This is a genomic window from Pectinatus frisingensis (assembly GCF_015732285.1).
Lineage (GTDB): Bacteria > Bacillota > Negativicutes > Selenomonadales > Selenomonadaceae > Pectinatus > Pectinatus frisingensis.
In genome coordinates this window covers 57,111-81,858 of the sequence record NZ_WIQU01000016.1, presented here as the reverse complement: position 1 = coordinate 81,858, position 24,748 = coordinate 57,111, and the positions used below count along the sequence as shown (strand labels likewise).

General features: G+C 35.0%; 22 protein-coding genes and 1 pseudogene. 7 read left to right on the top strand and 16 right to left on the bottom strand.

Going from position 1 to position 24,748, the window contains the following annotated elements:
* Positions 1 to 24 precede the first annotated feature (24 nt).
* Both I6751_RS02345 and I6751_RS02340 read right to left on the bottom strand, forming a co-directional pair.
* A complete protein-coding gene (locus I6751_RS02345; RefSeq protein WP_196590466.1) occupies positions 25 to 1,179 on the bottom strand; it encodes a DUF362 domain-containing protein in 1,155 nt (384 codons plus the stop codon).
* 409 nt (positions 1,180 to 1,588) lie between these two features.
* Positions 1,589 to 1,819 carry a hypothetical protein gene (locus tag I6751_RS02340; RefSeq protein ID WP_196590467.1) on the bottom strand — a complete coding sequence of 77 codons (231 nt, stop codon included), beginning with the start codon at positions 1,817 to 1,819 and terminating at the stop codon, positions 1,589 to 1,591.
* Between the two features lie 360 nt (positions 1,820 to 2,179).
* Between I6751_RS02340 and I6751_RS02335 the strand changes: the two genes are divergently transcribed.
* On the top strand, positions 2,180 to 2,707 hold the full coding sequence (locus I6751_RS02335; RefSeq protein ID WP_196590468.1) for a YfbU family protein: 528 nt from the start codon (positions 2,180 to 2,182) through the stop codon (positions 2,705 to 2,707).
* Between the two features lie 170 nt (positions 2,708 to 2,877).
* Here the strand turns inward: I6751_RS02335 and I6751_RS02330 are convergent, their stop codons facing one another.
* The 7 genes and pseudogenes from I6751_RS02330 to I6751_RS02300 all read right to left on the bottom strand — a co-directional run bounded on the left by I6751_RS02330 (position 2,878) and on the right by I6751_RS02300 (position 10,580).
* The gene (locus I6751_RS02330; RefSeq protein ID WP_196590469.1) at positions 2,878 to 3,156 is read right to left on the bottom strand and encodes a hypothetical protein; all 279 of its coding nucleotides are present in this window, start codon (positions 3,154 to 3,156) and stop codon (positions 2,878 to 2,880) included.
* Between the two features lie 309 nt (positions 3,157 to 3,465).
* Positions 3,466 to 4,033, bottom strand: a pseudogene (locus I6751_RS02325) (lactate utilization protein).
* A gap of 104 nt (positions 4,034 to 4,137) precedes the next feature.
* A complete protein-coding gene (locus I6751_RS02320) occupies positions 4,138 to 6,747 on the bottom strand; it encodes an HD domain-containing phosphohydrolase (RefSeq protein ID WP_196598977.1) in 2,610 nt (869 codons plus the stop codon).
* A gap of 252 nt (positions 6,748 to 6,999) precedes the next feature.
* The gene (locus tag I6751_RS02315) at positions 7,000 to 7,920 is read right to left on the bottom strand and encodes a DUF6765 family protein (protein WP_196590472.1); all 921 of its coding nucleotides are present in this window, start codon (positions 7,918 to 7,920) and stop codon (positions 7,000 to 7,002) included.
* 946 nt (positions 7,921 to 8,866) lie between these two features.
* Positions 8,867 to 9,013, bottom strand: coding sequence for a sugar phosphate isomerase family (locus I6751_RS02310; RefSeq protein ID WP_196590473.1), 147 nt, complete (start codon positions 9,011 to 9,013; stop codon positions 8,867 to 8,869).
* 119 nt (positions 9,014 to 9,132) lie between these two features.
* Positions 9,133 to 10,149: a DUF1848 domain-containing protein gene (locus tag I6751_RS02305; protein WP_196590474.1), complete on the bottom strand. Its 1,017-nt coding sequence runs from the start codon at positions 10,147 to 10,149 to the stop codon at positions 9,133 to 9,135.
* A 29-nt stretch (positions 10,150 to 10,178) separates the two neighbouring features.
* Complete coding sequence (locus I6751_RS02300; RefSeq protein ID WP_196590475.1) at positions 10,179 to 10,580, bottom strand: DUF805 domain-containing protein; 402 nt, start codon at positions 10,578 to 10,580, stop codon at positions 10,179 to 10,181.
* Between the two features lie 237 nt (positions 10,581 to 10,817).
* Between I6751_RS02300 and I6751_RS02295 the strand changes: the two genes are divergently transcribed.
* A complete protein-coding gene (locus I6751_RS02295; protein WP_182185650.1) occupies positions 10,818 to 11,078 on the top strand; it encodes a glycine zipper domain-containing protein in 261 nt (86 codons plus the stop codon).
* A 227-nt stretch (positions 11,079 to 11,305) separates the two neighbouring features.
* Here the strand turns inward: I6751_RS02295 and I6751_RS02290 are convergent, their stop codons facing one another.
* Positions 11,306 to 12,286, bottom strand: a complete 981-nt coding sequence (locus I6751_RS02290; protein ID WP_196598976.1) for an alpha/beta hydrolase — start codon at positions 12,284 to 12,286, stop codon at positions 11,306 to 11,308.
* Positions 12,287 to 13,037: 751 nt separating this feature from the next.
* Between I6751_RS02290 and I6751_RS02285 the strand changes: the two genes are divergently transcribed.
* The 5 genes from I6751_RS02285 (at position 13,038) to I6751_RS02265 (ending at position 15,557) form a co-directional block, all read left to right on the top strand.
* The gene (locus I6751_RS02285; RefSeq protein ID WP_182185646.1) at positions 13,038 to 13,493 is read left to right on the top strand and encodes a CBS domain-containing protein; all 456 of its coding nucleotides are present in this window, start codon (positions 13,038 to 13,040) and stop codon (positions 13,491 to 13,493) included.
* A gap of 129 nt (positions 13,494 to 13,622) precedes the next feature.
* Entirely contained in the window at positions 13,623 to 14,018 is a 396-nt protein-coding gene (locus I6751_RS02280; RefSeq protein ID WP_182185645.1) for a bacteriohemerythrin, read from the top strand.
* Between the two features lie 208 nt (positions 14,019 to 14,226).
* Positions 14,227 to 14,559, top strand: coding sequence for a YbaB/EbfC family nucleoid-associated protein (locus I6751_RS02275; RefSeq protein ID WP_182185643.1), 333 nt, complete (start codon positions 14,227 to 14,229; stop codon positions 14,557 to 14,559).
* Positions 14,559 to 15,155, top strand: coding sequence for a recombination mediator RecR (gene recR, locus I6751_RS02270; RefSeq protein ID WP_182185641.1), 597 nt, complete (start codon positions 14,559 to 14,561; stop codon positions 15,153 to 15,155). The genes I6751_RS02275 and recR overlap by 1 nt, the downstream gene beginning before the upstream one ends.
* Positions 15,156 to 15,290: 135 nt before the next feature.
* The gene (locus tag I6751_RS02265; protein ID WP_182185639.1) at positions 15,291 to 15,557 is read left to right on the top strand and encodes a pro-sigmaK processing inhibitor BofA family protein; all 267 of its coding nucleotides are present in this window, start codon (positions 15,291 to 15,293) and stop codon (positions 15,555 to 15,557) included.
* A 130-nt stretch (positions 15,558 to 15,687) separates the two neighbouring features.
* Here I6751_RS02265 and I6751_RS02260 read toward each other — a convergent pair whose 3' ends face one another.
* The 6 genes from I6751_RS02260 to I6751_RS02235 form a co-directional block, all read right to left on the bottom strand.
* Positions 15,688 to 16,467 carry a class I SAM-dependent methyltransferase gene (locus tag I6751_RS02260; protein ID WP_182185637.1) on the bottom strand — a complete coding sequence of 260 codons (780 nt, stop codon included), beginning with the start codon at positions 16,465 to 16,467 and terminating at the stop codon, positions 15,688 to 15,690.
* 24 nt (positions 16,468 to 16,491) lie between these two features.
* On the bottom strand, positions 16,492 to 18,375 hold the full coding sequence (gene mutL / locus I6751_RS02255) for a DNA mismatch repair endonuclease MutL (RefSeq protein WP_196590477.1): 1,884 nt from the start codon (positions 18,373 to 18,375) through the stop codon (positions 16,492 to 16,494).
* Entirely contained in the window at positions 18,372 to 20,984 is a 2,613-nt protein-coding gene (gene mutS / locus I6751_RS02250) for a DNA mismatch repair protein MutS (protein WP_231035013.1), read from the bottom strand. Before mutS ends, mutL begins: the two co-directional genes overlap by 4 nt.
* Positions 20,974 to 22,302, bottom strand: a complete 1,329-nt coding sequence (gene miaB, locus I6751_RS02245; RefSeq protein ID WP_231037803.1) for a tRNA (N6-isopentenyl adenosine(37)-C2)-methylthiotransferase MiaB — start codon at positions 22,300 to 22,302, stop codon at positions 20,974 to 20,976. The genes mutS and miaB overlap by 11 nt, the downstream gene beginning before the upstream one ends.
* 475 nt (positions 22,303 to 22,777) lie before the next feature.
* Positions 22,778 to 23,512 (bottom strand): hypothetical protein, encoded by a 735-nt coding sequence (locus tag I6751_RS02240; protein ID WP_182185631.1) that lies wholly within the window; start codon positions 23,510 to 23,512, stop codon positions 22,778 to 22,780.
* A 19-nt stretch (positions 23,513 to 23,531) separates the two neighbouring features.
* Positions 23,532 to 24,635: a M48 family metallopeptidase gene (locus I6751_RS02235; protein ID WP_196590479.1), complete on the bottom strand. Its 1,104-nt coding sequence runs from the start codon at positions 24,633 to 24,635 to the stop codon at positions 23,532 to 23,534.
* Positions 24,636 to 24,748 lie beyond the last annotated feature (113 nt).

Genomic DNA, 24,748 nt, shown 5'->3' with positions numbered 1-24,748 from the left:
GTATTTAATCGAAAACTATAAATTTTATCGTTTACGGCCAAACAATATTTTATAGAGCCAATGAACTTTTATGTCAATGGCTTTAGCAGGACACAATTCATGACAACAAAAACAACTGATACAATTATCCAAATCAGCAACGGGCTTTTCATTTTTCATTGCAATGATTCGGGCTGGACAGCCCCGCAGGCAATCGCCACAGGAAATACATTTTTCATGATAGAAAATTGGTTTTGGACGTAAAGATTTGATAAAAAAATTTTCCACCTTACGCGGAACGATCCCACTGATCAGACTTTTTTTGATGGAACCCGGTTGCTTAAATGGAGTGACCGGAACAGTTTCAACATCATTCCCAACGATTTTTACACTATGCAACTTACCATTGAATAAGTCACGTCTTCTGGCAGCTTGGACCGTAGGCACGCTAAGAGGGTCCATACCCATAATATAGGTTCCGACTGTATCAAGCGCATACGGGTTTTCAGCTGCCAGCAACAACCCGACATGCCGTTTTGTGCCGGAAGAGGGCCCATTCCCTTCCATGCCTTCAATCGCATCAATCAGGGAAAAATCTGGACGAACGTATTCGCAAATATCAATCAAATGATCTGCAAAATTTTCTATCGTATGCATTTTAAAGTGATATTTTGCCTTTGTCAATCCTGGAATGACACCGAATAAATTCTTGACGCCACCAGTGTACAGCATCATACAATGTGTTTTAAACTTAGCAATGGAAACGATCAAATCTACCTTAGTCACTACGCGGATAATCTCCATTGTTTTGAGCTTTGCCGCTTTTTCGTTCTTCACTTCCACAGAGCTTACATCATAATTGAGTTCACAGCCTGTAGCTTCAGCGACTTTTACCATCCCGCTTGCTCTGTAAATCTCATACAGGCGTTTTTTATAAAAGGGACCTCCGGGGCTGTCTCCGATGATAACCTTCCATCCCTGGTTCTGCAGATACCGGACTGCTGCCTCGACTACCGCAGGATGTGTTGTTACCACATCTTCCGGTACATTTTTTTTTAACAAATTTACCTTAAGCAATGCTTTTCCCGTCTTCTTTTCCTTTCCTTTTAAGGCCGGACAATATTCCATACTGGAGAAAACGGCTCTTTCTACTTCTTGATAATTATAAGAGCTGCACTTTTTAATAATGACCTTTTCCATTCTATCCTCCATTAACATTTCCATTTTTCTAAGTATAGCATGTTCCCGCAAAAGAAAATGTGCTAAATTCACCCCTCCATGTCCAGTTTTAGTTTACCACTTTATCGTCAGACCAAAGATTTGCCGCCGGGTTCCTTCAGATTCTATCTCATGCTGGACACTCTTGCCTTAAGCCATGCGCTTGGCACTATTAACTTGCGCTCTGGACTTTCACCCGTTAGACTGCGCCCATGCTGGGCACACTAAATGCACCAAAGAAAGAGGCTGCCCAGAATAGGCAGCCTCTTAAATTCAATAAATCAGATTATATTGTATTATCTATATGCCACTATAAAAATAAAACAATTCAGCCGTTTCGCGCTGCTAACACGAAAATACATGATCAGGCTGTTGATTAATTCAAAGTGTATCATTTATCAGCATATACATGCTGATGATATATATTTTTTTTATCTTCACAACCAGATCTATTTTCCGCAGTGGCCAATACACCACCCAAATAACTTATTAATATGCTGCATCCTATAAAAATCAATGATGCTGCTAACATAAGCCACGTATCAGCTATCAAAGAAAGTACTATACCACCGATAAAAGCAGTTATGATAGACAATATCGCTAAATCTTTTATTTTAATCACCCCTTTAATACTCGCTTAGTATAGCATTCTTATTCCATCTGTCAATGGATCTTCTTGAAGTTTTTATATTATAAATCATCACATTTATTAATAATATTTGAAGTATTTGTTGATGAATAGATTGCCCCCAAACTGCCCAAATTCTCATTTACAGCAAAATGCGATCTTTTTAGGATAAGATGTTTTTTGTCCTGTTTTTCGCTGAAATCTGTGATATACTAATGGCATAGAGACTTAGTGACAGCCGTAGCTGAAAAGCAAACGGTTTTTCTTATGCATAAATAATTTTTTAGCAGATTGCAGGGATTATTTTTATCATATATAAGCGGCTGTTACAAATTTGATGAGGGTGATATCCATATGGAAATTAGTGTTGTAGAAAAACTTTTATTATTAATATTATGCGATCTGGCAAAAAAACAAAAAATAAAAAGTGATTTCGACTGTGAATTTATTGAAAATGCGATTTCTTCAGGAAATACATGGGCAATAGAGCAAGAATATAGTGTACTTTTGTCTAAATCTGAAGTCGAAAGAAATGTAGTTGATTTTACGAAAAATATTCTTGAAATGTGCGATGATATAAAACGGTCGTATAAATCTTTACCTACTAAAGATAAAGAATATGTAAAAAATGCAGTTACCAATTTTGATGAGAACTTTATATTTAAAGGTTTTGGTGGAAATACAGAATGTGATTATATGGGAGTCGCTGGATTTTTAACACAAAAAATGCATAAATTTCAATCTCTCAAAGATTGTCAACTTAATTCTCGTGTACCTATGGTTGAAAATTATAAACAGATGTATACGGTTTACAAACCTTTAAATGGCAAAATATCTTTAAGCAAAGATGATATTGTTAAAATATTGAAAAATAAAAATTGATAAATGTTGTCAGACGTTGGAAGCGGTGGGGATATATATTGTTTACTATGCCCAAAATGGTTAAAGAGCTTATAAAAAATTTCTGTAAACTAACGTTCTCTCGAAGTGATAAGGTCTTCTATGGTAGAATTTTAATCATAGGAGGCCTTTTTATCATGGCAAATTGGGACTCAAAAAAATAGACCATCCCAATCACATTGTTTGTAATCCAGAAAATTTTTTGCCACATAAATTCCCGCCAATACTCCTAAAAGACTGGGAATTCCACGAAAACCCTGATTAAGTAATACATATGTATTTTCATCATTTTTAGCAATTTTTCGGAATACCCATTTGGAAAATAACTGCAGCAGCATGATTCCTAAAATAACCGAGATGCACAGGACAAAAAGATGCACAGGAAAACCACCATAAACGATTGAATTGATTATGCCTTTAATAAAAATCATTTGATAATTCCTCCAAAACTTATAACTTTTGTCTTCCCTATAAAACTTCTACGAACATGGGTGATAATTAGCTAACTTTTCTCTGCATACTCATCCAGTGCCTGCTTAAATTTTCCTATTTTGTTGCTTCCGTTTGTTGCAAAACGTAAAAGAGGAATATCATATAGACTTAGAATGTGATATTTCATTAGATCGCGTTGTGGTGTCCCAGGCTTGTGATAATGAAATCCGTCCACTTCTATAGCAAAATACACGTTCTTTTCCAATCCTGTTATAAATCAAAAAATCTTAAAGTCCGATCAATGATATTCAATATCCTAGATGTTTCCTTATAATAATTACTTTTATCCTGTTTTTTATAAATTGTTTTTTAATAACCACAAAATCATTGCAGATACGTTCCGGGCTTTTACAATCAGTGCAATAGCCTAAACTGGAACATGGTGTCTTTTTATTTAGTCTTTTGGCATCTAATGGGGCAGCATAATTTCTTACTCGTTTTTCAGCTTCATCCAGGTTTTTGACTATTTTATTTATTCCTGCAACAATAATAACTTGCTCTGGTCCATATATCATAGGGGCAACTCTGCTGCCGTTTCCGTCAATATTGTATAGTTCACCATTTTCTGTTATGGCGTTTGTTCCAGATAAGAATGTATCTGCTGAAATTTGCTCTATATAATTTCTTCTTTTCTTCACTGGTAATTCTATTTCTGTATTTATCCAGAAAATTATATGAACCATTTTGCAATAAATTAATTATTCCTGTATCGAATAGTGTCATAGAGTCTCCTATTCCAACTGTGGAACCTTCAGGAATTAATTGCTTTATATGTTGTTTAAGCTCTGCCGCGTTGTTTGCAAATACTCCATACATATTATTTTTTCTAAGACTGTCTATTGTTCGTTTTACCTGATATACTATATACTAGGATATAGTATATCAGCCATATTATATTATCCTTTGTAATGAATTGTTTATCATATTTCTGTTAATACCTTCCAATCTGTTTTAGCACATGCGTCAATTAATTTTGGATCAAATTGTTTTCCCGCGCAACGTTTTAATTCTGCAATGGCAACTTTTTTGCTGAGAGCACGACGGTAAGGACGATCAGATGTCATTGCTTCGTATGCATCTGCAATCGTTATGATCCTGGCACTTAAAGAAATCTGTTCGCCCTTAAGTCCTCTGGGATATCCGGATCCGTCCCAGGCTTCATGGTGTGATAAAATGCAATCGGCCAAGTTTGTATATGCATGCACTGATCTTATTATTTGGTAGCCTATTTCTAAATGACGCTGAATTTCTTTGTATTCATCAGCTGTAAGTTTATCTGGTTTATAGAGTATATCCTTATTTATTGCTATTTTGCCTATATCATGCAACAGGCCGGCTGTTTCAATGTTTTTGATGTTTTCACTGTCTAAGTGAAGCATTAGGGCAATCCTTTTGGCCAGTTTGCTGACGCGTTCCGAATGAATACGTTCACGTTCATTGGTTTCATTTAATGTATTAATAATGAATTTGACAGTATCGTTGCGCATGCTTTGGCTTTCGGTAATTTTTTTGTGATACATCATTTCTTCTGCTTTTACAAGTATATCACCAATATTTTCAGTTTCTTGAGTTTTAGTGGCAAAGCCACATGACACCGAGATTATAATATTATCAAGAGATACATGTTCAAACTCGGCATAAATACGTTTGCTTAAATGAATAACAGCATCATTATTGGTCCGCGGTAGTAATAATACAAATTCATCTCCACCAATCCTTGCAATTACATCATTTATGCGACAGATTTTTTTTATAGTGTTTGCAACGACTTGAAGTAGTTTGTCACCCGCGGTATGCCCAAATGCATCATTTGTTAATTTCAGACCATTAACATCAATTATAATAATGGATACCGGCATTTTTTTCTTTTCATTCATTTTTGCTAAAGCATCGTCAAAATATCTACGATTGTATAGACCTGTCAATTGATCATGAAAATTTAGATATTCAATTTTCATGATCTTATCTCTTCTTTCACTATAATCACGAAATACTATAATGGCGCCTATTGTTTCGTTGTCAATATTTTTTATTGGTGCGGCACTGTCTTCTATTGGCAATTCACTTTTATCTTTTTTTATAAGTATAGCATCATTTTCTAAAATAATAGTTCTATTTTCCTTCATACAATTAATTGCTGGATTATCTATATATTCCCTACTGTCTTCGGATATAATTTTAAATACGAGATCTACTTTTTGTCCAATGGCTTCTGATTTAGACCAGCCAGTAATTTTTTCAGCAATAGGGTTAATTAAAATAATATTTCCATTCCTGTCAGTTGAAATAATTCCATCACCAATGGATTGAATTGTTGTTTCAAATAATGCACGTTCATGATATAGTTTTCTTTCAACATTTTTAAGAAAAGTAATATCCTGCACACTTATAGCCTGATAGCTTAATATATCATTCTTATCCTTTATAACTGTGGCATCAATCAGTACCGGAAAACGAGAGCCGTCTTTTCTTATATGTGTTGACTCCCAGGCATCATGTACATATTTACTACTTTCTGGTGTAGTGTTTAATAATTTTCTGCGTTCAGATTTAGAAAAGAAATTTTTTATTGGTATTTTTTTTATTTCATCGATTGTATAACCATGCATTTCTGCAAATTTAGGGTTTACTAAATCAAAATTAATGCCATTGGGTAAACTGGTAACTATTCCCCAACCGGCAGCATCAAATATTTCAAACCATTTTTCCATAATGTTTTTTTGTACGACTTCCTTGGAAATGTCCTCAAAAATTAAAATGACTTCTAATGCTTTACCTTCAGATATTATTGGTGATATTCTGGTGCGGTAAATATACTTTTCACTGTTTTTACTTTTTAAATATAAATCACAAATTTCTATATACTTTTTATTGAATACTTTTTTTATTTTTTCGATTAAAAGCCTATTATATGGATAAATGAAGAAATGTTCCAGACTATTTCCTATTGTTGGTCTATTTTTATAAGCAAAGCTTCTATTATTTGTATATGTTACAATAAAGTTCGTATTTACAGTGCAGATGACATCAGGAATTCCTGTTGTTATTGCCTTTAATTTTTGTAATGCAGATTTTAGTTTTAATTCATTTTCATTTTCTTTGGTGACATTTTTTTTGGAAACAATAATAAACATATCATTTTCTTCATACACTGGTGTAAGCTTAGTTTGAAAATATGTTTTTTTATTATTTATATATAACACTTCTTCAATCTCAATAGTATGTTTTTCTTTGAGGCATTTAAAATAAGAATCAATTATTTGATTTCCTCCGGATATTCCAAAAATTTCCAATGGTGTTTTGTTAATAATTGATTCAATACCAATATTTAAAAAATTGCAAAAGGCTTTATTTACTAATAAATAACGAAATATATTACTGGTTTTGTCAAAAATAATTAATCCCATGCCATCATGAGTTCCGTTAAAAATAATATCAACGCGTTTTTTCAAAGTTTCAAGAATTTCATTTCGTTTTTTTATTTTGTTAAACTCACTTTGTAAAACACTGCCAATAGCCTGATTTATCATAACAAACTCCCCCTTTAAATGACATAAAACAAATTATATACTAGATATTTTTCTCTATTGAAATTAATTCTCCTGTAAAATATTTTTGTTTTTTGTATACGATTATTGTTTAGATACAGTAGGTACTAGAGGTTTGTATAATAAAATCAGTGTTAGATGCGATAGAGTTTGTTAAAATATTAACATTCGTTTAAATTAATCATATTATAGTGGCACATATGATTAACAATATTGTTTGATAATATTTTAAAATTAATTTAGTATAGTTATATTTGCTGTTTCAAGCCTTTTTTTCACCCAGGAATAATGATCGTCAATCGCTTCATAAAATTGTGGGCAAAAGTCTGAATCTCCCAATATATAATCTTTATCATATTCCTCGAGAGAATCATTAAATCCAAAATTTCCTTGATTAATATAATTTATCCATGCGGTATTGCGATGGCTGCAGTCTTCATCGGTGAAATTCTTAAAACAGTTGGTTAATACAGCTTGTTGTTCTTCTGTCAATGTATTTTCCGAACTTTTTACTGTTGTTAATATGGAGTATATTGCGCTGGCAGCTTCGATGAATTCTAACCAGTTTTTTCTTCCGTCAGGAAATTTGGGAGTACATTTCCAAAATGCATAAGGACGATCAGGCCAATGAATAGCTGTCACGTGTCCCAATGGAGGAAGGTCGTGTATGAATGAATCTTCAGTTCGTTCCCATAGAGCCTCTCTAGGGTAAATAACATCAGGATTGGTTATTATATTATCACTGGAAATATGTCCTGAAAATTCCTGGTGTGCCCAAGTATCAGCATAAACATGCAGGCCGATACCCAATCTAAACAAATTTTTATTGGCTTGTAAATCAACTATTGATTTCAAATAATCTGATAGTTGATTGGACAAATTGCTGTTTTTCTTGCAAATTAATCTATTGGCAGTATTTTCATTCAAGTTGGGTAAAAAATGAAATGGAAACCATATTTCGTTATTATCCTTTAAGTCATACAGATTTTCTAATGGTTCATGCCCTGAACTGCGATGCTTTATACTAACTTTTAAAGCTGGTATGTTATCATCTACAAGTTGCGAAGTTGTGGCTAATGCTTTTGCATCCAACGCATTAAAACCTGCCCAGCGTGACAATACATAAATAGTTCCAAAATGAAAATCAATGTCCATTTTACTACCTTCCTTTTATAATAATTTGTAATTTATTAATAATTACTATATAACATTTACGAAGTAATGGGGCTAAGGAATATAATTACAAAATTGCCGGCGTTTTTGTATCATCTATACTAAGACAGATAATTTTCATGAAACAGGTTTTATATATTAAATTGACGGTAAAATTAAAACCGTAGAAATATATGACCCAAATATCCTATAATAAAGAAAAATGATAATATTTTATGATATTGCCTGAGAGCTTTACTTTTATTAATGTTCATACCAATAATCATAAGCAGAAAACTTATAGCCGCTGTAATTATTCCAAATATAAAAATACTGGCCCAATATTTACTTTCACTCAGCACCATAGTGCTTCCATGCAGAACTATTAAATAAAACATTAGTATACCCAGTATCGGATGAGATAATCTTAAAATAGTCAATAATTTTTTTGCAATATTATTTATTGAGGTGGACAATGATTTCCCATTATGTACGTATATTTCTCGGAATATGTAGTAAGAAAGACATATACCAGCACAAACAGCAGCGATACTTCCAAATGCTTTACCGATTTCGCGCAATAAATGAGACAAGTTCACAGTCATGTAGGTATCAATAAAATAAAAACTTATGGCACATAAAAATAAGCTAATAAGATTAAACTCCAATAAGTGGTTTCTTACATTAGAAATGTTCTTTTCCAATCGGTCATACATCATAGTTGACTCCCTGTATAATTCCGTTTACCTAAAGTGCTTTATAAATCGGAAAGTTTTTCATCACAATTGATATTTTACATTTAGCCGAAAATAATATTATTTTTCTGGTATATTAGAATTTCCGGACAAGATAATAAATATGGTCCGCAGAATATTTATTATCTTGAAAGATTTATATTTTAAAAATTAAAGAATAATGATTGAGAAAATTCCATGACATTTTAAGTCAATTAAATGAAATTATTTTTAACCAGTTCTCCGACCCTTTTAATCATATAGTAGGCTGTAGAGCCGGTTCCTAGTCCCAATATCATGCCAATTTTTATATACTCCGCTGCTTTTTGTCCGGCCCATTTTTTTTGTTCTGAATGTTTCATATTTGCCTCCTGGAATATTAAGATTTCATAATAGCTGTTTAAATTATTGGAATTCACCAAAATGATAAAAGAACCGTTAATAGCCAATAAATTAAATACTGGTTCTACTTTAAAATAAACTATATATAAATGGATTCTCCTGTTTTACTTAGTTTTTCAAAATTTCTTCTTACAAGATTTTGCGAAGTGTTAGCATAGCAGTATGCACATAAATGCATACAAGTATTATACTGCCCAATATCTTTACTTACTATACATCCACAAAAATCCCTTTGCCCGGGATCTTTCAAATCTATTTTTTTATTATAATCGTTATTGGTAAATAAATTTATTTCTGTATTTTCCTTTCCCAGAAATTTCATTAGTGTTTTATCAGAAGAAAAACATTTAACCATTAGATTATCATCAATACATTTATTTTTTTCAATGCTATATTTATTTAAATTAATGTCTTCTGCGCATGTGGTTATTGATAAATGCCAGTTTTTATTTAATTCTTGTAAATTTTCAGCAATATAAATCATATCATTTTTATCAAATCCTTTATATTTAACATTTGCCCTTTGCAAGTTATGTTGAACTTTTTTGTAAATATTGATATCGGCGAAACTTATAACAAGTTTGTTGGTATATTTATATAAGGCATTGCCAATATTTTTTATTTTCTCCAGCAATTTATCAAGGGTGATAGTATCAGTTAATATTAAAGGGTCAAACCGCCATATAACCTGTTCTTTGCCAATTAGATTTGATAATTTAATAAAAGTATTTATTCTTTCTTTTAAGGGAGGAATATTAGGTTCCAATTTCTCACTTTCATAATCATTTATTGTATATGTAAAATAGTAATTTATATTTTTGGCATCAATAATATTTAAATACTTAATCATATTTTTCGGATTTTTACTCCAAAACACTATGACTCTGGTATTTTTGAATGACACATATTGAGGTCGTTTATTAAACGGATTTATCCATTTGATGTAACCTTTGTTTAAGCGGTTTATAAACCAGTCAGAATGAAATGCCGGAATATCTGTAGCCCTGCTGGCAGATAATATTACAGGAGCTATGGCCTCAACTTTTTCTCCAAAATCGGTTTTTATAAATATTTTCTCCCAACCTTTGAATTTCATAGATGGATTCCTGCTTTGTGATTTATTATTTAATTGTTTTTGACAATTATTTCAGAAGACGCATTTTTCCCTTTAGCAAGCATTAGATAAATTACGCTGAGAACAGATGCCACAGGAATGATATTTAATATTATAATCAAAATAGTCTTCATACGAGATAATTCAATATCATTGCAGCGGCGTATGACAATGGAAATAAAATAAGCAAAAAAAATCATTGTAACAGGAAATACCAACGAAGGTGATATATCTATATTTTTTAGTATGATATATATAATGATATAAATAAAAAGCCTTATAGCAAATTCTTTTCTACCAAGGCGTTCTCTAAAAAATAACTTTATCTTATCGGTTATACTCATACCGCCAGGACAAAAAAGTGAGTACTCCAAATTCTCCAAATATCGTTTTATGTCACTGATAAAATTCATTATAATACTCCCTTGCGAATTTTTTTATAAATCGTTATAAAATTACGTACTCATATGATTTTTTAGCGGATACAGCTGCTATACGGTTTGAAAATATATTTAGTGATTTTCAGTTTATCAATTAGACTTGAAGTCTTTATGATTGAAAAAGTTTAGTTTGCCAATTATGATATGAAGTGCTACACTGAAAAATAAATCCACCTGATATACTTGAATTTGCATAAGGATGTGATAAAAATGAAATTGAATAAAATTCTGTCACTTACATTTTCTTGTTTGTTTGTGTTGGGAACACTTGGAATAAGTACAACCAATGCTTCTGCTTTTGAAGGAAGTTCAACAGCACCCACTTACAGCAAAACAACTACCGGGGCTATAGCCGGCGGCATAGCTGGTGCGCTCATCGGACATAACAGCAAAAAAGGACATACTGCACATGCTATCGCTGATGCAGCCATCGGGGCTGTCGTTGGAGGAGCTATAGCACATAATACCTAAAATTTGATTATATTCATGATATCGGGTGGGAAATAAGTTTATTTTAAAAGGGCTGTCGCATGTAAACATTTTCTTTATAATACGCAGTGTTTCATTTTCTCTGTCCATTTTTAAAAGGATGGGGAGCCTCATAGTGATGGTAAACCGTATTTTATGAAGTCAATGTCATTTGTGCGACAACCTTATTTTTATGCAATTATTGTATAAAAGGTATTTTAATGATGAAACTATTTGTCTGCGGCAGGTATGCTGAAAATAAATTTTTCTATAGCAGGGAGTAATGGTTTGCTTAATGGAAGATCAGGAATACCGTAAGATTTGATATTTGATTTTGGATCATCAGGTACAGTTTTTAGAATATGATTCATATTTTTTATTATTACCATTTTTGCTGCGGGGGCAGCATTTTGCAATGCCTTTGCATCATTAACCTGTACTTGTAAATCATGCGTTCCTTGGATTAAGAGCACTGGTATTTTTAATTTACCTACTTCTTTGGTCGGATCGTAACGTAGTTCAGATATCAAATATGGCTGGACACTGGGACGAAAAAGCGGTTGCAGAGCAGAATTGATAGGTTTGACGGTTTTCCCCTGTTCTAACTGTGCCAGAATTTTACTGCTTTCGTCATAGTATTGAGGAGCTCGTTGTGATATCTGCCATAATAATATTTTTGATAATGGGAAACCGGGACCTTCCAGAGAAATAAATCCTGCTGCATTTGCTTGTCTGGCGGATATTGCACCAATAAGAGATCCCTCGCTGTGTCCGATAACAATGACCTTAGAAAAACGGCCGTCTGACTGTAAAGCTTTTATCCATGCATCAGCATCGTCAATATAGTTTTCAATAGTCAGTTGCTGCTCGGACAGATCAAAATTATTTTCACCGATTCCCCGTTTGTCATAACGCAGTGATGCGATACCGGCTTGGGCCAGTCCATCAGCCAGCATTTTTAAACAATTGTTTTTTCCGGCATACGGATTGTTACCATTCTTGTCTGTGGGACCTGATCCGGCAATGATCAGTGCCACGGGGGGAGGGGAAACCGTAGACGGCATTTCCAAAGTACCTGTCAGGCTGCCTGACGAAACTGGCAGCTGCAGTGGCATTTCTTCTATAGAAGTGGCAGAGCATATGCTGGCAGCTGAGGCTGAAGACATAAAAAATAATATGATTATAATTAAATTCAAATTATGCTTTAACAAAATATCTGCTCCCTTATAAATAGTAGAATTCGGATAATATGATGGTTTCGACAATAATTATACATTGCAATTATAGCGGTAGTAAATGGTTATGATGATAAATATCATAAGAATAGTCGATTTTTTATTGAATAGGATAATGTTCATTATCAGTCAAAAACATGCAGAGAATTCAAGCCCTGACCACTTTAAATGGTGTTAAAATTATATTGCTTTTAATATGAGAGTATGATCGGTTCTCTCAGCGGTTATCCGATTAAGATTAAATCATATAAATCCAAATATTCAATTAACCATTGCACATTTTCACTATATTGATCAATTGTGTGTCCGCTGAAAAATTCCAGATGCCACTCAGTATAAAAAATCTATTTACAGATTTTATCTTGGATTCAGTGTACACTTTAAAAAATGTTATGTCAATTAACATAGTATTGTCTATACAAAAAGTTTTGTTTATTATTTTACTGAATTTATAGATTTTTTCTAAAAACATAAACTGTTTTATACTACCTTATAACCCATTGTTTTCTTTCTATTGCAAGTGGGTATATTGTATGAATTTACGAGATAAGCTGCGGATATCGCACACAAAATGCTTATATGACAATAAACCGGTCGTCGACAGCTAGTTTGCCGTAATTATTATCTTGAATTGCCGATTGTCTTTAGTATAGAATTGAAGAGTAATAAGCTTATGAGAAAATTATGAAAATAATATTTAGGATTGACGCTGGAAGGTGGCAAGGTAATGAAAATAACTTTTTTCTTAACTCCTAAGGATAAGGTAGTATATCTTAATGCAACATCAACAATAAGACAGGCAATGGAAAAAATGAAGTATCATCGCTATACTGCAATTCCATTAATAGATGATGCAGGAAAGTATGCCGGTACACTTACGGAGGGCGATTTATTATGGGCACTGACTGATAAAGGTAATATTAATAGTAAAAATTTGGAACATATAAATCTGCAAATGATTAATAAACATATTAATAATAAAGTAGTTCATATAGATGCTGAAATTGAAGATTTGCTTGTTTTGACAATGAACCAAAATTTTGTTCCGGTGATTGACGATCGAAATATATTTATAGGTATAATAAGACGGCGGGAAATTATCGGTTATTTTGCTCAGCAATATTATTATAGTAATAATATTGCTTCACAAATAAAACAAATAACTCCTGCAATTGCAAATTAAAAAATATGCTCATTTAATAGGATTTTCTTTATTAATGGAGAATAAGTCAATAGTAATTAAGTTAAAAATAGTTTAATTTTGCATAATTACTATTGAATATTAATTTTTATTTGTCAAGGGGGTAATCGTATGTCTTACATTGACTGGGATCAAAGTTATTCTGTTGGAGTTGCGAAATTTGATGCTGAACATAAGAAATTGCTCAGGATGATAAATCAATTACATGATGCCATTGAGGCGGGGCGTGGTGATGAAATGATAGCGCCGCTTCTCGATGGATTGGTTGACTATGTCAACACGCATTTTTCCCATGAGGAAGAGTTAATGAAAAAATACAATTATTCTAAATACGCATGGCATAAGAAAATACATGATGATTTTGTTGACAAAGTAAAAAGGGACATTAAGCTGCATGAAAGACATTTATTGTCACCTATACAGCTGCTCAATACTTTAAGAAATTGGCTGCTTAATCATATTTGCCATGATGATAAACAATATAGTGATTTTTTTGCCGATAAATAAGTATATAGCCAATTTCATACCGATTTGTAACTTCCGGTTATTATGCTGCATATTATGAGGTATACTTGCAAGTATTTCACTGATATTATATACTTATTAAATGTATAATATTGAAAGTGGTGCAAACTGAATAATATACATATTAATTGTCAGGCTAGATTTTTGTCCTGATGAAGGAAGTTAATTAAATTCACAGGAGGCATAATTAATGTTCAATCCTATGGGTGGCGGCAATATGGCCGGCATGATGAAAAAAGTACAGAAACTGCAGCAGCAAATGGCTAAGATGCAGGATGACTTAAAGAAACAAACAGTTGAAGTTTCCAGCGGTGGCGGTGTAATAAAAGTTGTCATGAATGGTGAAAAGCAGGTAGAATCATTAATAATAGATCCGGCGGCGGTGGACCCACAGGATGTGGAAATGCTGCAAGATCTGATCTCGGCGGCAATAAATGAATCTATTAAAAAAGTTGATGACATGATGGCTTCGGAAATGGGCAAACTTACCAATGGACTTAATATACCACCAGGGATGTTTTAATGCCGTATATTGAACCCTTGGCCAAATTAATTGAGCATTTGCGCGCACTGCCGGGAATAGGTTCCAAGACGGCAGCGCGTCTTGCTTATCACATTCTTGATATGGAACCATCACAGGCTAAGGCGTTGGCTCAATCAATAATAGAAGCAAAAGAAAAGATTGGTTTTTGTAATACCTGTTTTAATCTAAGTGATGTAAATCCGTGCAGCATTTGTTCTTCACCCAGCCGGGATCATTCAATTATCTGTGTGGTTGAACAGCCACGTGATGTGGCGGCTATGGAACGCATGCGTGATTATAAGGGGGTTTATCATGTGCTGCATGGTGCACTATCTCCGCTTGATGGAATTGGACCGGATAATATAAGAATAAAGGAACTTTTAGTACGTCTGCAGACAACCTCGGTAAGAGAGTTGATTATGGCTACTAATCCCAACGTTGAGGGTGAAGCGACGGCAATGTATATTGCAAAATTGGTAAAACCCGCCGGAATAAAAGTTACTCGTATAGCGCATGGTTTGCCTGTCGGTGGTGATTTAGAATATGCTGATGAAATTACATTGGCCAAGGCGTTGGAAAATCGCCGTGAAATCTGATTAATATAGTTTTATTTATGCTGTATAACTAAAATTCAATTGAATTTATTATTCAGGTTCGAAAGCTGGAGATGCAGTGTAATTTTTTCTATTGCAATGACAAGTGTAATAATAAAATTTTGTAAAGGATCAAATATGTTAGATTTTACTTTAATTGCAGCATTTTTTATTGGATTGTTAATTTTGTGTTTGGTGACCAAAATTTTATCATTACCAGTGAGACTGTTGTGTAAAATGATTTATAATAGTATTATTGGTGCCATATGTCTTTGGGGTGTCAATATACTTTTGGGAATCCTGGGTTTGGCAGCGATCCCAATAAAGTTTGTTACAGCTTTAATTGCTGGTATCTTTGGTATTCCTGGTGTTTTGTTGGTAACGGTATATTATTTATTGAAATGATTTTGGTCAATCAATATTAAAGTTATTTCAGTAGAACTAATTGTAAAATAAAAGCAGCTATTATCGTGTGAGACGATTTTAGCTGCTTTTTAGCATGTGATTATTCGAATGTTTGTTGATTTGCTTTATATTATTCAATCTTGATGATACCATAATGCACTGAACTGTAGCGGCTTCCTATACGCTCTTTAAATCCCAGCCGGAGAAATTCGTGACTCTTGCTGTTTTCTTTTAATACCACTCGATGTCGGGCAATACGGCAGGCTTCATGAATGCTTTTTGATGTTACTGGTGCAGTGTCGGCAAGACAGCGCAATGGCTGTAGGTTCGTACTGTTCATTAAAGGATGGCGAAACATTGGATCAAAGTATACTATATCTATACTTTTATTAGGCAGTTTTTTCAGATAGTCAATATGATTGAGATTGGCAGGTTTGATTAACCGGGCTGCTTCATTTATATTCGGAATATTTGAAGAAAAATTCTGCAGACCATCAGTAATTACCGCATACAAAAGAGAACTGCTCTCAAGACCTATCACAGGGGTTTTGCAAATGAAAGCACTGACTAGTGCGTCTGATGCAAATCCAAGGGTACAGTCAAGCACTGACATTCCCCTTCGCAGATCCATAGCTGTGATCATATTATCAGGTTTATTTTCCAATAGTTTTTTTATGCGCAATTGAGCCATATTAGGATGAAAAAAAATTGTGCCGTTCGGTGTATCAATGTATAGTCCGGTTTTTTTCACTAATAAGGCAACAGCGTAAGTTTGTTCGGCCTTTAGCTGCTGCAATGATTTGTCGGAACGAAAAATAAAGGGAACATTATGCTGTGCAGCCAATAGCTCGGCTTTCTTTATACATGATGCGTTGGTATTTCGTCCGGTAGTTATAAAAAATTTGTCCATTTTTCCCTATAGTATTACATTAATTTATGGTATTCGTTTGAACATTTTTGCTAAATCATGGTGTTCAAATTTAATTATAGTCGGTCGGCCATGTGGACAGGTATATGGCAATTTAGTATTGGCTAATTCGTCTAAAATAATTTTCATTTGTTGAATGGTCAATTTATCACCGGCTTTTATTGCTGCCCTGCAAGCTGCTGTAGCCAGACAGGTATGCCGTATTTCCTGCGGTGTGGGCGTATGCATCTCTTCTAATGATGCTAAAATATCTCTGATAGTATTTTCGGCAGCATCCTGCGGTATATCGGCAGGCAGCTCACAAAGACGAAACTGCTGCGGACCAGCGGCTTCTATACGAAATCCCAGATTATAGAGGGTTTCTTGGTTATTTTCCAATAAATCATATTCAGCGGGTGATAAATTAAGTATCAAATGAATTAAAAGCTGCTGTGATACGATTCGATCTTTAGCCAAGCCAAATTTGTCATATAATATTCTTTCGTGTGCCGCATGCTGGTCGATGATATACATACCATCCTCACCTTGGGCGATGATATAGCATAAGTCGATTTGTCCCAGAGGCATCAGATTGCCCGCGGCAATAGATTCTGCCGACTGAGGGTCGTCGAGAATATTGGAATCATTCATGTTTTGTGTTAAGATAGCAGTATTTTTGATGGCATATATTTTTTCTCTGGCTATATCGAAATCGGCTGTATTTTCTCTCAGGATCGGTTGATCTATACCATTGACAGGAGAATAGTTATGACTTTGCTGTGGAACAGATGCTTTAGCTGTAAATGTTGTCATTGGAGCCGAAGCTATTTTTTTAGGAATAAGCAGGCTGTTTTCTTCATAATGGGGTTTTATATAGTCTGCCGGTGCGGCAAATGATCCTAATGAATTATCATTATCTGTTTTATCAGGACGCACAGCATCAAGTACTGACTTATATACGGCTTTAAATAGTAAGCTATCTTCGGCAAATTTCATTTCAATTTTTTGTGGATGAACATTTATATCAACACTATTCTTTGGAACGGTAATATTTAACACTGCCAGTGGATAACCGGATTTAGGCAATAGGGAATGATATGCGTTATCGATGGAACGACTGATCATGCTGTTGGAAATTATTCTGCCGTTAACAATAAAAGTCTGCCATGCACGACTGCTTCTAATTACAGCAGGTTTAGTAATAAAACCATTTATGGTTATTGTCTCATCATTGAGCGTGAGTGGCAAAAGTTCTTGTCCTACGGTTCGACCGTAAACACTTTGAATGGCATCACGCAGTGAGCCATTCCCCGGTGTGGTTATAGTAAGTTTATTATTATTAATCAGTTTTACAGCTATTTGGGGATTGGAGAAAGCCAATTTTATTACAAAATCATTGATTTTGTTAGATTCGGTATTATTGGTTTTAAGAAATTTTTTTCTGGCAGGTGTATTAAAGAAAAGATCCTCCACTTTGATTGTGGTACCGATATTACAACCTGCCGCACCAATGTCTTCAAGATGACCTCCCGTTATTTTCACACTGGTTCCCAGCTCATCCTGCGGTTGCCGTGTTAGAATAGAAAAGCGTGATACGGCTGCAATGGATGGTAAAGCTTCGCCGCGAAATCCCAATGTGGAAATATGCTGCAAATCATCGACAGCTGTTATCTTGCTTGTTGCATGACGCAGTATAGCTATTTGTACATCATCTCTGTTCATGCCATGTCCATTATCGCTGATACGGATAAAACTAGTACCGCCGGCCATTGTTTCTACTTCAATTTTAGTGGCTCCGGCGTCGATGGAATTTTCCATAAGTTCCTTAACAACAGATGAAGGACGTTCGACTACTTCACCGGCGGCTATTTTATTTATTGTATTTTCATCGAGTACATGAACTTTGTTCATAATTTTCCCGCCTCCTGCCGGGCCTGTTGTTGTAATTTATATAGAGTGTTTATTGCTTCCAATGGCGTCATAGTCATGACATCAAGCTTTAGCAGTTCAGCCGGCAGCGTTGCAGTGAACAATGTATCCATTGCCGGTGCTGAGATCGATTTATCAGTATCGGTTTTAACCGCAGAAGTTTTAGCCGGTTCATTATTTTCTAAATCAGTCAGTATTTTTTCAGCACGGTCTGTTACTGGCTTTGGCAAGCCGGCAAGCCTGGCTACATGGATACCATATGATTTATCAGCGCTTCCACTGATAATGCGGCGCAGGAATACAACTTTACTTCCTTTTTCTTTGACGGCAACGCAACAATTTTTAATATGTTGATTATCAGCCAAATCGGTGAGTTCATGATAATGAGTAGCAAACAAAGTTTTAGCACTGATTTTATCACGAATGTATTCAATTACCGCTCGGGCAATGCTCATACCATCGAAAGTACTTGTACCACGACCTATTTCATCGAGAATGATCAAACTATTTTTAGTGGCATATTTTAGTATGTGTGCTACTTCATTCATTTCAACCATAAAAGTACTCTGTCCACTGGCAAGATCATCACTGGCTCCTATCCGGGTAAATATTCTGTCAACTGGGGAGATTATTGCCTCGCGCGCCGGAATAAAACTGCCTGCTTGGGCCATAAGTGTCAAAAGAGCGCTTTGACGCATATATGTTGATTTCCCAGCCATATTGGGTCCGGTTATGATCAGAATTTCATTTTCCTGATTATCAAGTACTGTATCATTGGGTACAAATATTTCCCGGGTGAGAATGCGTTCGATAAGCGGATGACGGCCGTCACGAATAATTATATTACCATCATTGCTTATTGCCGGTCGAATGTAATTATATTCAGATGCAGCCTCTGCGTAAGCGGTGATGACATCAAGTGTTGCAATATTACGTGCTGTTACTTGAATGCTGGGAATATATTTTTTTACTTCTTCCCGTACCTGTGTGAATAATTGATATTCTATCTGAAGAATTTTTTCTTTGGCCCCTAATATTTTAGTTTCAAATTCTTTTAAATCAGGTGTTATATATCGTTCAGTGTTTACTAATGTCTGTTTGCGAATATAATTGAGCGGAACTTGATCAATATTGCTTTTGCGTATTTCAATAAAATAACCAAATACTTTATTATAACCGACTTTCAGTGATTTTATACCGGTTATCTGGCGTTGTTGTTCTTCCATCTGCTGCAAGAGTGACTGGCTGTCGGATGCCAACCGTCGATATTCATCAAGTTCTTCGTTGAAACCGTCCTTTATTATACCACCGTCCCTGAGTAATAACCCTGGGTTTTCAGCAATTGATTTTTCTAATAAATCAGCAAGTCTTGTATAAACACTTATGTTTGCAGAAACATTTTGTAATAACTGTGTTTTTATGTTGCTTAAACTGGTCTTTATTTGTGGCAGAGCATACAAAGAGTTTTTTAATGCCAGCATGTCACGGGCATTGGCCGTACCAACTTCTACTCTGGTTAAGAGACGTTCAAAATCGTATACATTTTTCAATAGTTCCCGTAATTGTGTACGACGGGAAAAGTCGTTGACCAGTTCTTGAACAGCGTCAAGCCGCTGTTCAATTTTATAGCGGTCCAGTAAAGGATACTCCAGCCATTTGGCCAGTTTGCGACTGCCCATAGCCGTAGATGTGAAATCGAGAACGGAAAATAGAGTCCCTTTTTTACTGCCGTCATGCAGGTTATGGGTTATTTCTAAATTACGTAATGTATATGTGTCAATGACCAGACTGGAGGAAGTGTCAATATATGTCAGACGATTTAAATGACTTAAATCAGTTTTTACCGTTTCATGCAGATAGTCAAGTAATGTTGCAATGGCGGCTTGAGCATTTTTATTTGACGGTCGGTTGGCTGCGTCAAAATGTTCAGTGATACGATCACTGATATTTTCTGAAACAGAGGTCATTTTAGTAATGACACATTTAGGAATTCGCAAATTTAAAAATTCCTGCAGAATACTCTCATAGGGGAATTGTCCTACAAGCAGCAGCTCTGCCATCATCAGACGGTAAAGTTCATCGCACAGTAGTTGACACCGGTCAGCTCCCTCGTATATTCCATAGAAACATTCACCGGTTGAAATATCGGCACCGGTTAAAACTAATTGTCCATCATGTTCGTAAATAAGGGATATATAATTATTTTGAACACCGGGTAAAGCTGATTCATTCATCACAGTACCAGGCGTTACGATTTTGATTATTTCTCTTTTGGTAAGACCTTTAGCTTTGGGGTCACCAATCTGTTCACAGATGGCTACTTTGTATCCCTTGTTTATCAAGCGGTTTATGTAGTTTTCAGCTGCATGATAGGGAATGCCGCACATCGGCATTTTACTTCGGGAAGTGAGTGTCAGTTCCAACTCTTTCGAGGCAGTTTTGGCATCATCATTAAACATTTCATAAAAATCGCCCAGACGAAAGAATAAAATAGAGTCACCGGATTGTTCTTTCATGGCATAATACTGCTGCATCATTGGGGTTATTTCTGTCGGTACGGCAGTTTTAAGATCTGCATCATTATTTGGCATATTGTGCATCACCTTTTAGCACCCAGGTTTGTGGATGAGTAATTTTTATAGTTACGATATCACCGGGTTTTTCATTGCCTGATTTTTTCCACAAAATAATTTTATTATTCGATGTACGACCGGTATATACCTGCGCGTCAGTCCGGCTGGGACCTTCTACCATAACATCAACGGTTTTTCCCAAAAATGTTTTATTAATGTCAAGGCTGATGGAATTTTGTAAATCCATTAATTGCTTTAAACGTTTCTTTTTTATATTTTCCGGTACTTGTTCAGCCATTGCGGCTGCCGGGGTACCTGACCGTTGAGAATACAAAAAAGTATAGGCGGCATCATAGCGGATTTCCCGAAGAAAGTTAAGCATTGACATAAAGTCTTCATCTGTTTCACCAGGGAATCCTACTATGATATCTGTGGTCAAACTACAGCCAGGAACAGCAGAGCGGACTTTCTTTATAAGAGTCTTATATTCTGTTGTGGTATAGCCGCGATTCATTGCTTTAAGAATGCGGTCACTGCCATGCTGGACGGGTAAATGGAAATGTGTGCATATATGACGGCCGTTTTTTATTACATTGATAACTTCATCGTTAAGATCACGTGGATGTGAAGTCATGTAGCGAATACGTTCAATGCCGGTGATTTTATCTAATTCGTATAATAGCTTGGCAAAATTCGTATCCGGCAGGTCTTTGCCATAAGAGTTGACATTTTGTCCCAGCAGGGTTATTTCCCTGACACCATTTTTGGCGTGATTTGTTACTTCAGTAAGGATGGATTGTAAAGATCTGCTGTGTTCTCTGCCGCGGACATAAGGAACAATACAATAAGTACAGAAGTTATTACAACCGTACATAATTGGTACCCATACTGAAAAATTGTTGTTGCTTGGTGGCAAAACTTCCTGAGGTACACCACCGTCAGCCGGTGCAAGGTCAGTCAAGTGATGCCCAGAGTGTTTTATTTCATTGATTACATTATTTAGTTCGTGTATTTTATTGGTACCGAGGACAAAGTCAATATGCGGTGCCCTGTGGAATAATTGTTCACCATTTTTTTGCGCCATGCAGCCGACAACGCCGAAAATTAAAGATGGGTTTTGTTGTTTCAGGTGCTTTATTTCACCGATCTTACCATAAATTTTATTTTCAGCGCTTTCCCGTACACAGCAGGTATTTATTAAAATTATTGCGGCATCCGTCAACGAATCAACAGCTTTATAACCAATGCTCTCAAGCTGCATACTCATGCGGGCCGAATCGCTTTCGTTCATTTGACATCCATAAGTTAAGATCTTGTATGTGTCATTATATTTCATTAAAAATGCTCCCATAAAAACTATTTATAAATCGTCGTCATTAATTATTATAGCCCAAATATTATATAATGTGCAATATTTTAAAAAGCGGTAAATATTGTATAATAAAAATAAATAAGCTAGGAATATGATATGGATACACATGAACTTTTAATAAAAGTAAAAAAGATAAATTATCGATAAAAGATGCTGAACAAATATTATATTGTCAGTCTTTTAAAAAATTGTTATACTACTAAATCGAACACTTTTAGAAAGCTGTATTCCGGTTTTGCTGATAATGATAAACTCATGTGCAAGTGGATGTGACGAGTGACGGTAGATAATATTGATGATGAATACAGTGCAGGATATCTGGTGGTACAAATGAACCTGTCCATAATTATGCAATTTTATAGTGGTTAATGCCGGTTTTTCAACTGTAAAGTAAAGAGCTGGGAAAATGAGAGAAATCATTTTAGCCCAACTCTTTATTTTACGATTCAACGGCTCTGGTAACATTAGCAAAGTAATCATCAAAATTTTGTGGGTACCAATAATGTCCTGCTATATATGGCAAAATATATTTTGCCAACGTATCGGATGCTTTAGCTAAATCATTACCGGAATGTTTTACATCATTATTAATAAGGCCCTTTTGACAAGTGACAGAAAAACTTGTCATTTCATCGGATGGCTTGGCGTTTTCGTAGCCGCTGATCAATTCATCGGCCAGTGCGGCTGATAATTTTTCCGGTGAAGAGAGGTTTTCCTGCTCTTTTCGCGCGGTGAGATTTTTTACAGCTGTATCGACAATGGCACTGTAATTTACTTTGCTGATGTTTACGGTAGCAGTAGCGGTATCGCCGGTTATTTTTACATCACTTATTTTGATAATACGTTTTTTATTCATGTCCAGTTCAGCAGCTGCCAGTTGGTTAAGCTTTTCGTCTGACAAAGTATTTTTAAATTCATTTTTAAAGTAATCTTTATTTATTTGTAAGTTATTATCCTGCCATTGTTTTATAGTTGCCGGGCTGCCAAGACCTACTTTAGAAGCATCTGTGAAATCATTTTGTAAAGTTATTTGTGTGAAGATTTTTAAGGAATCATCAACACTGGTGTTTAACAGGGAAAGTCCCCGCATAGAATAAATAGCAATTAGGCCGCAGATAACAATTATAGCAGTGGATAATGCGGCGATTAATACTTTACGTTTCTTGTTAAGCAATTTTTAACCTCACATTCATTTATTTTATCATATTTAATTTATTTACCAGAAATTGTGGAGCTCCATCATTTACTGTCGGGATAAAAATGTCCTGATTGCCCAAATAGAGATAATTATTTGAACCTATATATGCTTGAGGTATGGTAGTGTTATTGTGATAGACAGCAGCCAATGCACCGCCAATCAGAAAAGCCCGTTCATCACCACTCATTATTTCAGTATTGGCGGCATGTAAAAATTCTTTACCATTGATTTTAACTATACCATCTTTTACCGTGACATGATTATTGCTGTACTGAGTGATTTTTTGGGAATAGTTGTCACGTCGGTCAGCTTCCTTAGGATGGTCCGAAGGAGAAAATATTTCGCCAACAAAATTGGATCGGTCTTTTCCCATTTTTTCAATAAATCGCTGCCATACGGCGGCACCTGCACCCGGATTATAACCGGCACCGACTGCATAACCATAACCAATATTATCTGCCTGCCATTCTTGTGGTTTGGTAATAATATTGGCATCAGCCTGTTTGGCAAGTACATCTATACCTATGATTTCCAGGCTGCTGCCTGCCTGTGATCCCCAAACACTGGCAATGATATTTATCGGCAATGATTTTTTTATTCCTTTTTTTACATGTTCCTGCTGTCCATGTGCCATTTCATGCCCAACAACAAAAGCAATTTCATCTTCATTGTTATTTAATAAGTCAAACAAACCAGAATTGACACTTAAATTATGTCCTAATGAACAGAATGCGTTAAAAGATTTATCGGGATTGACAAAGTAATTGTAGGGCTTTTCTCTTATTTTCGGATCGTTTTGCGCTATTGATGATGATAAACGTGCCATGATATCATCTAATATTGCATTTTTAGTGGGATCAGCATCAACACCATATTGTTCCTTCATTTTGTTGAAATATTCACCGCGACCGTCATTATCACAATAGTTAACGGAGGAATCGAGTCTGGCATAATAAGCTGCTACACCTATTAAGCTGCCTCCTAAGTTATCAAGGCTGAATGCAGCCGCATTTGGTATTGTTAAAAAAGTGGACAAAGTAAATGCCGCAGCACATGCTGCACACAGCATTACAGCTTTATATGGGTGCTTCCTTGTCATGGTTATTCTCCCTATACTAAATGTTATTGCTTATATTGAATATCAATTACCCTATTCATAGTTATATTTTTAATGCTTTTATTATACAACCCTATAATTTTCAGTTCAACATA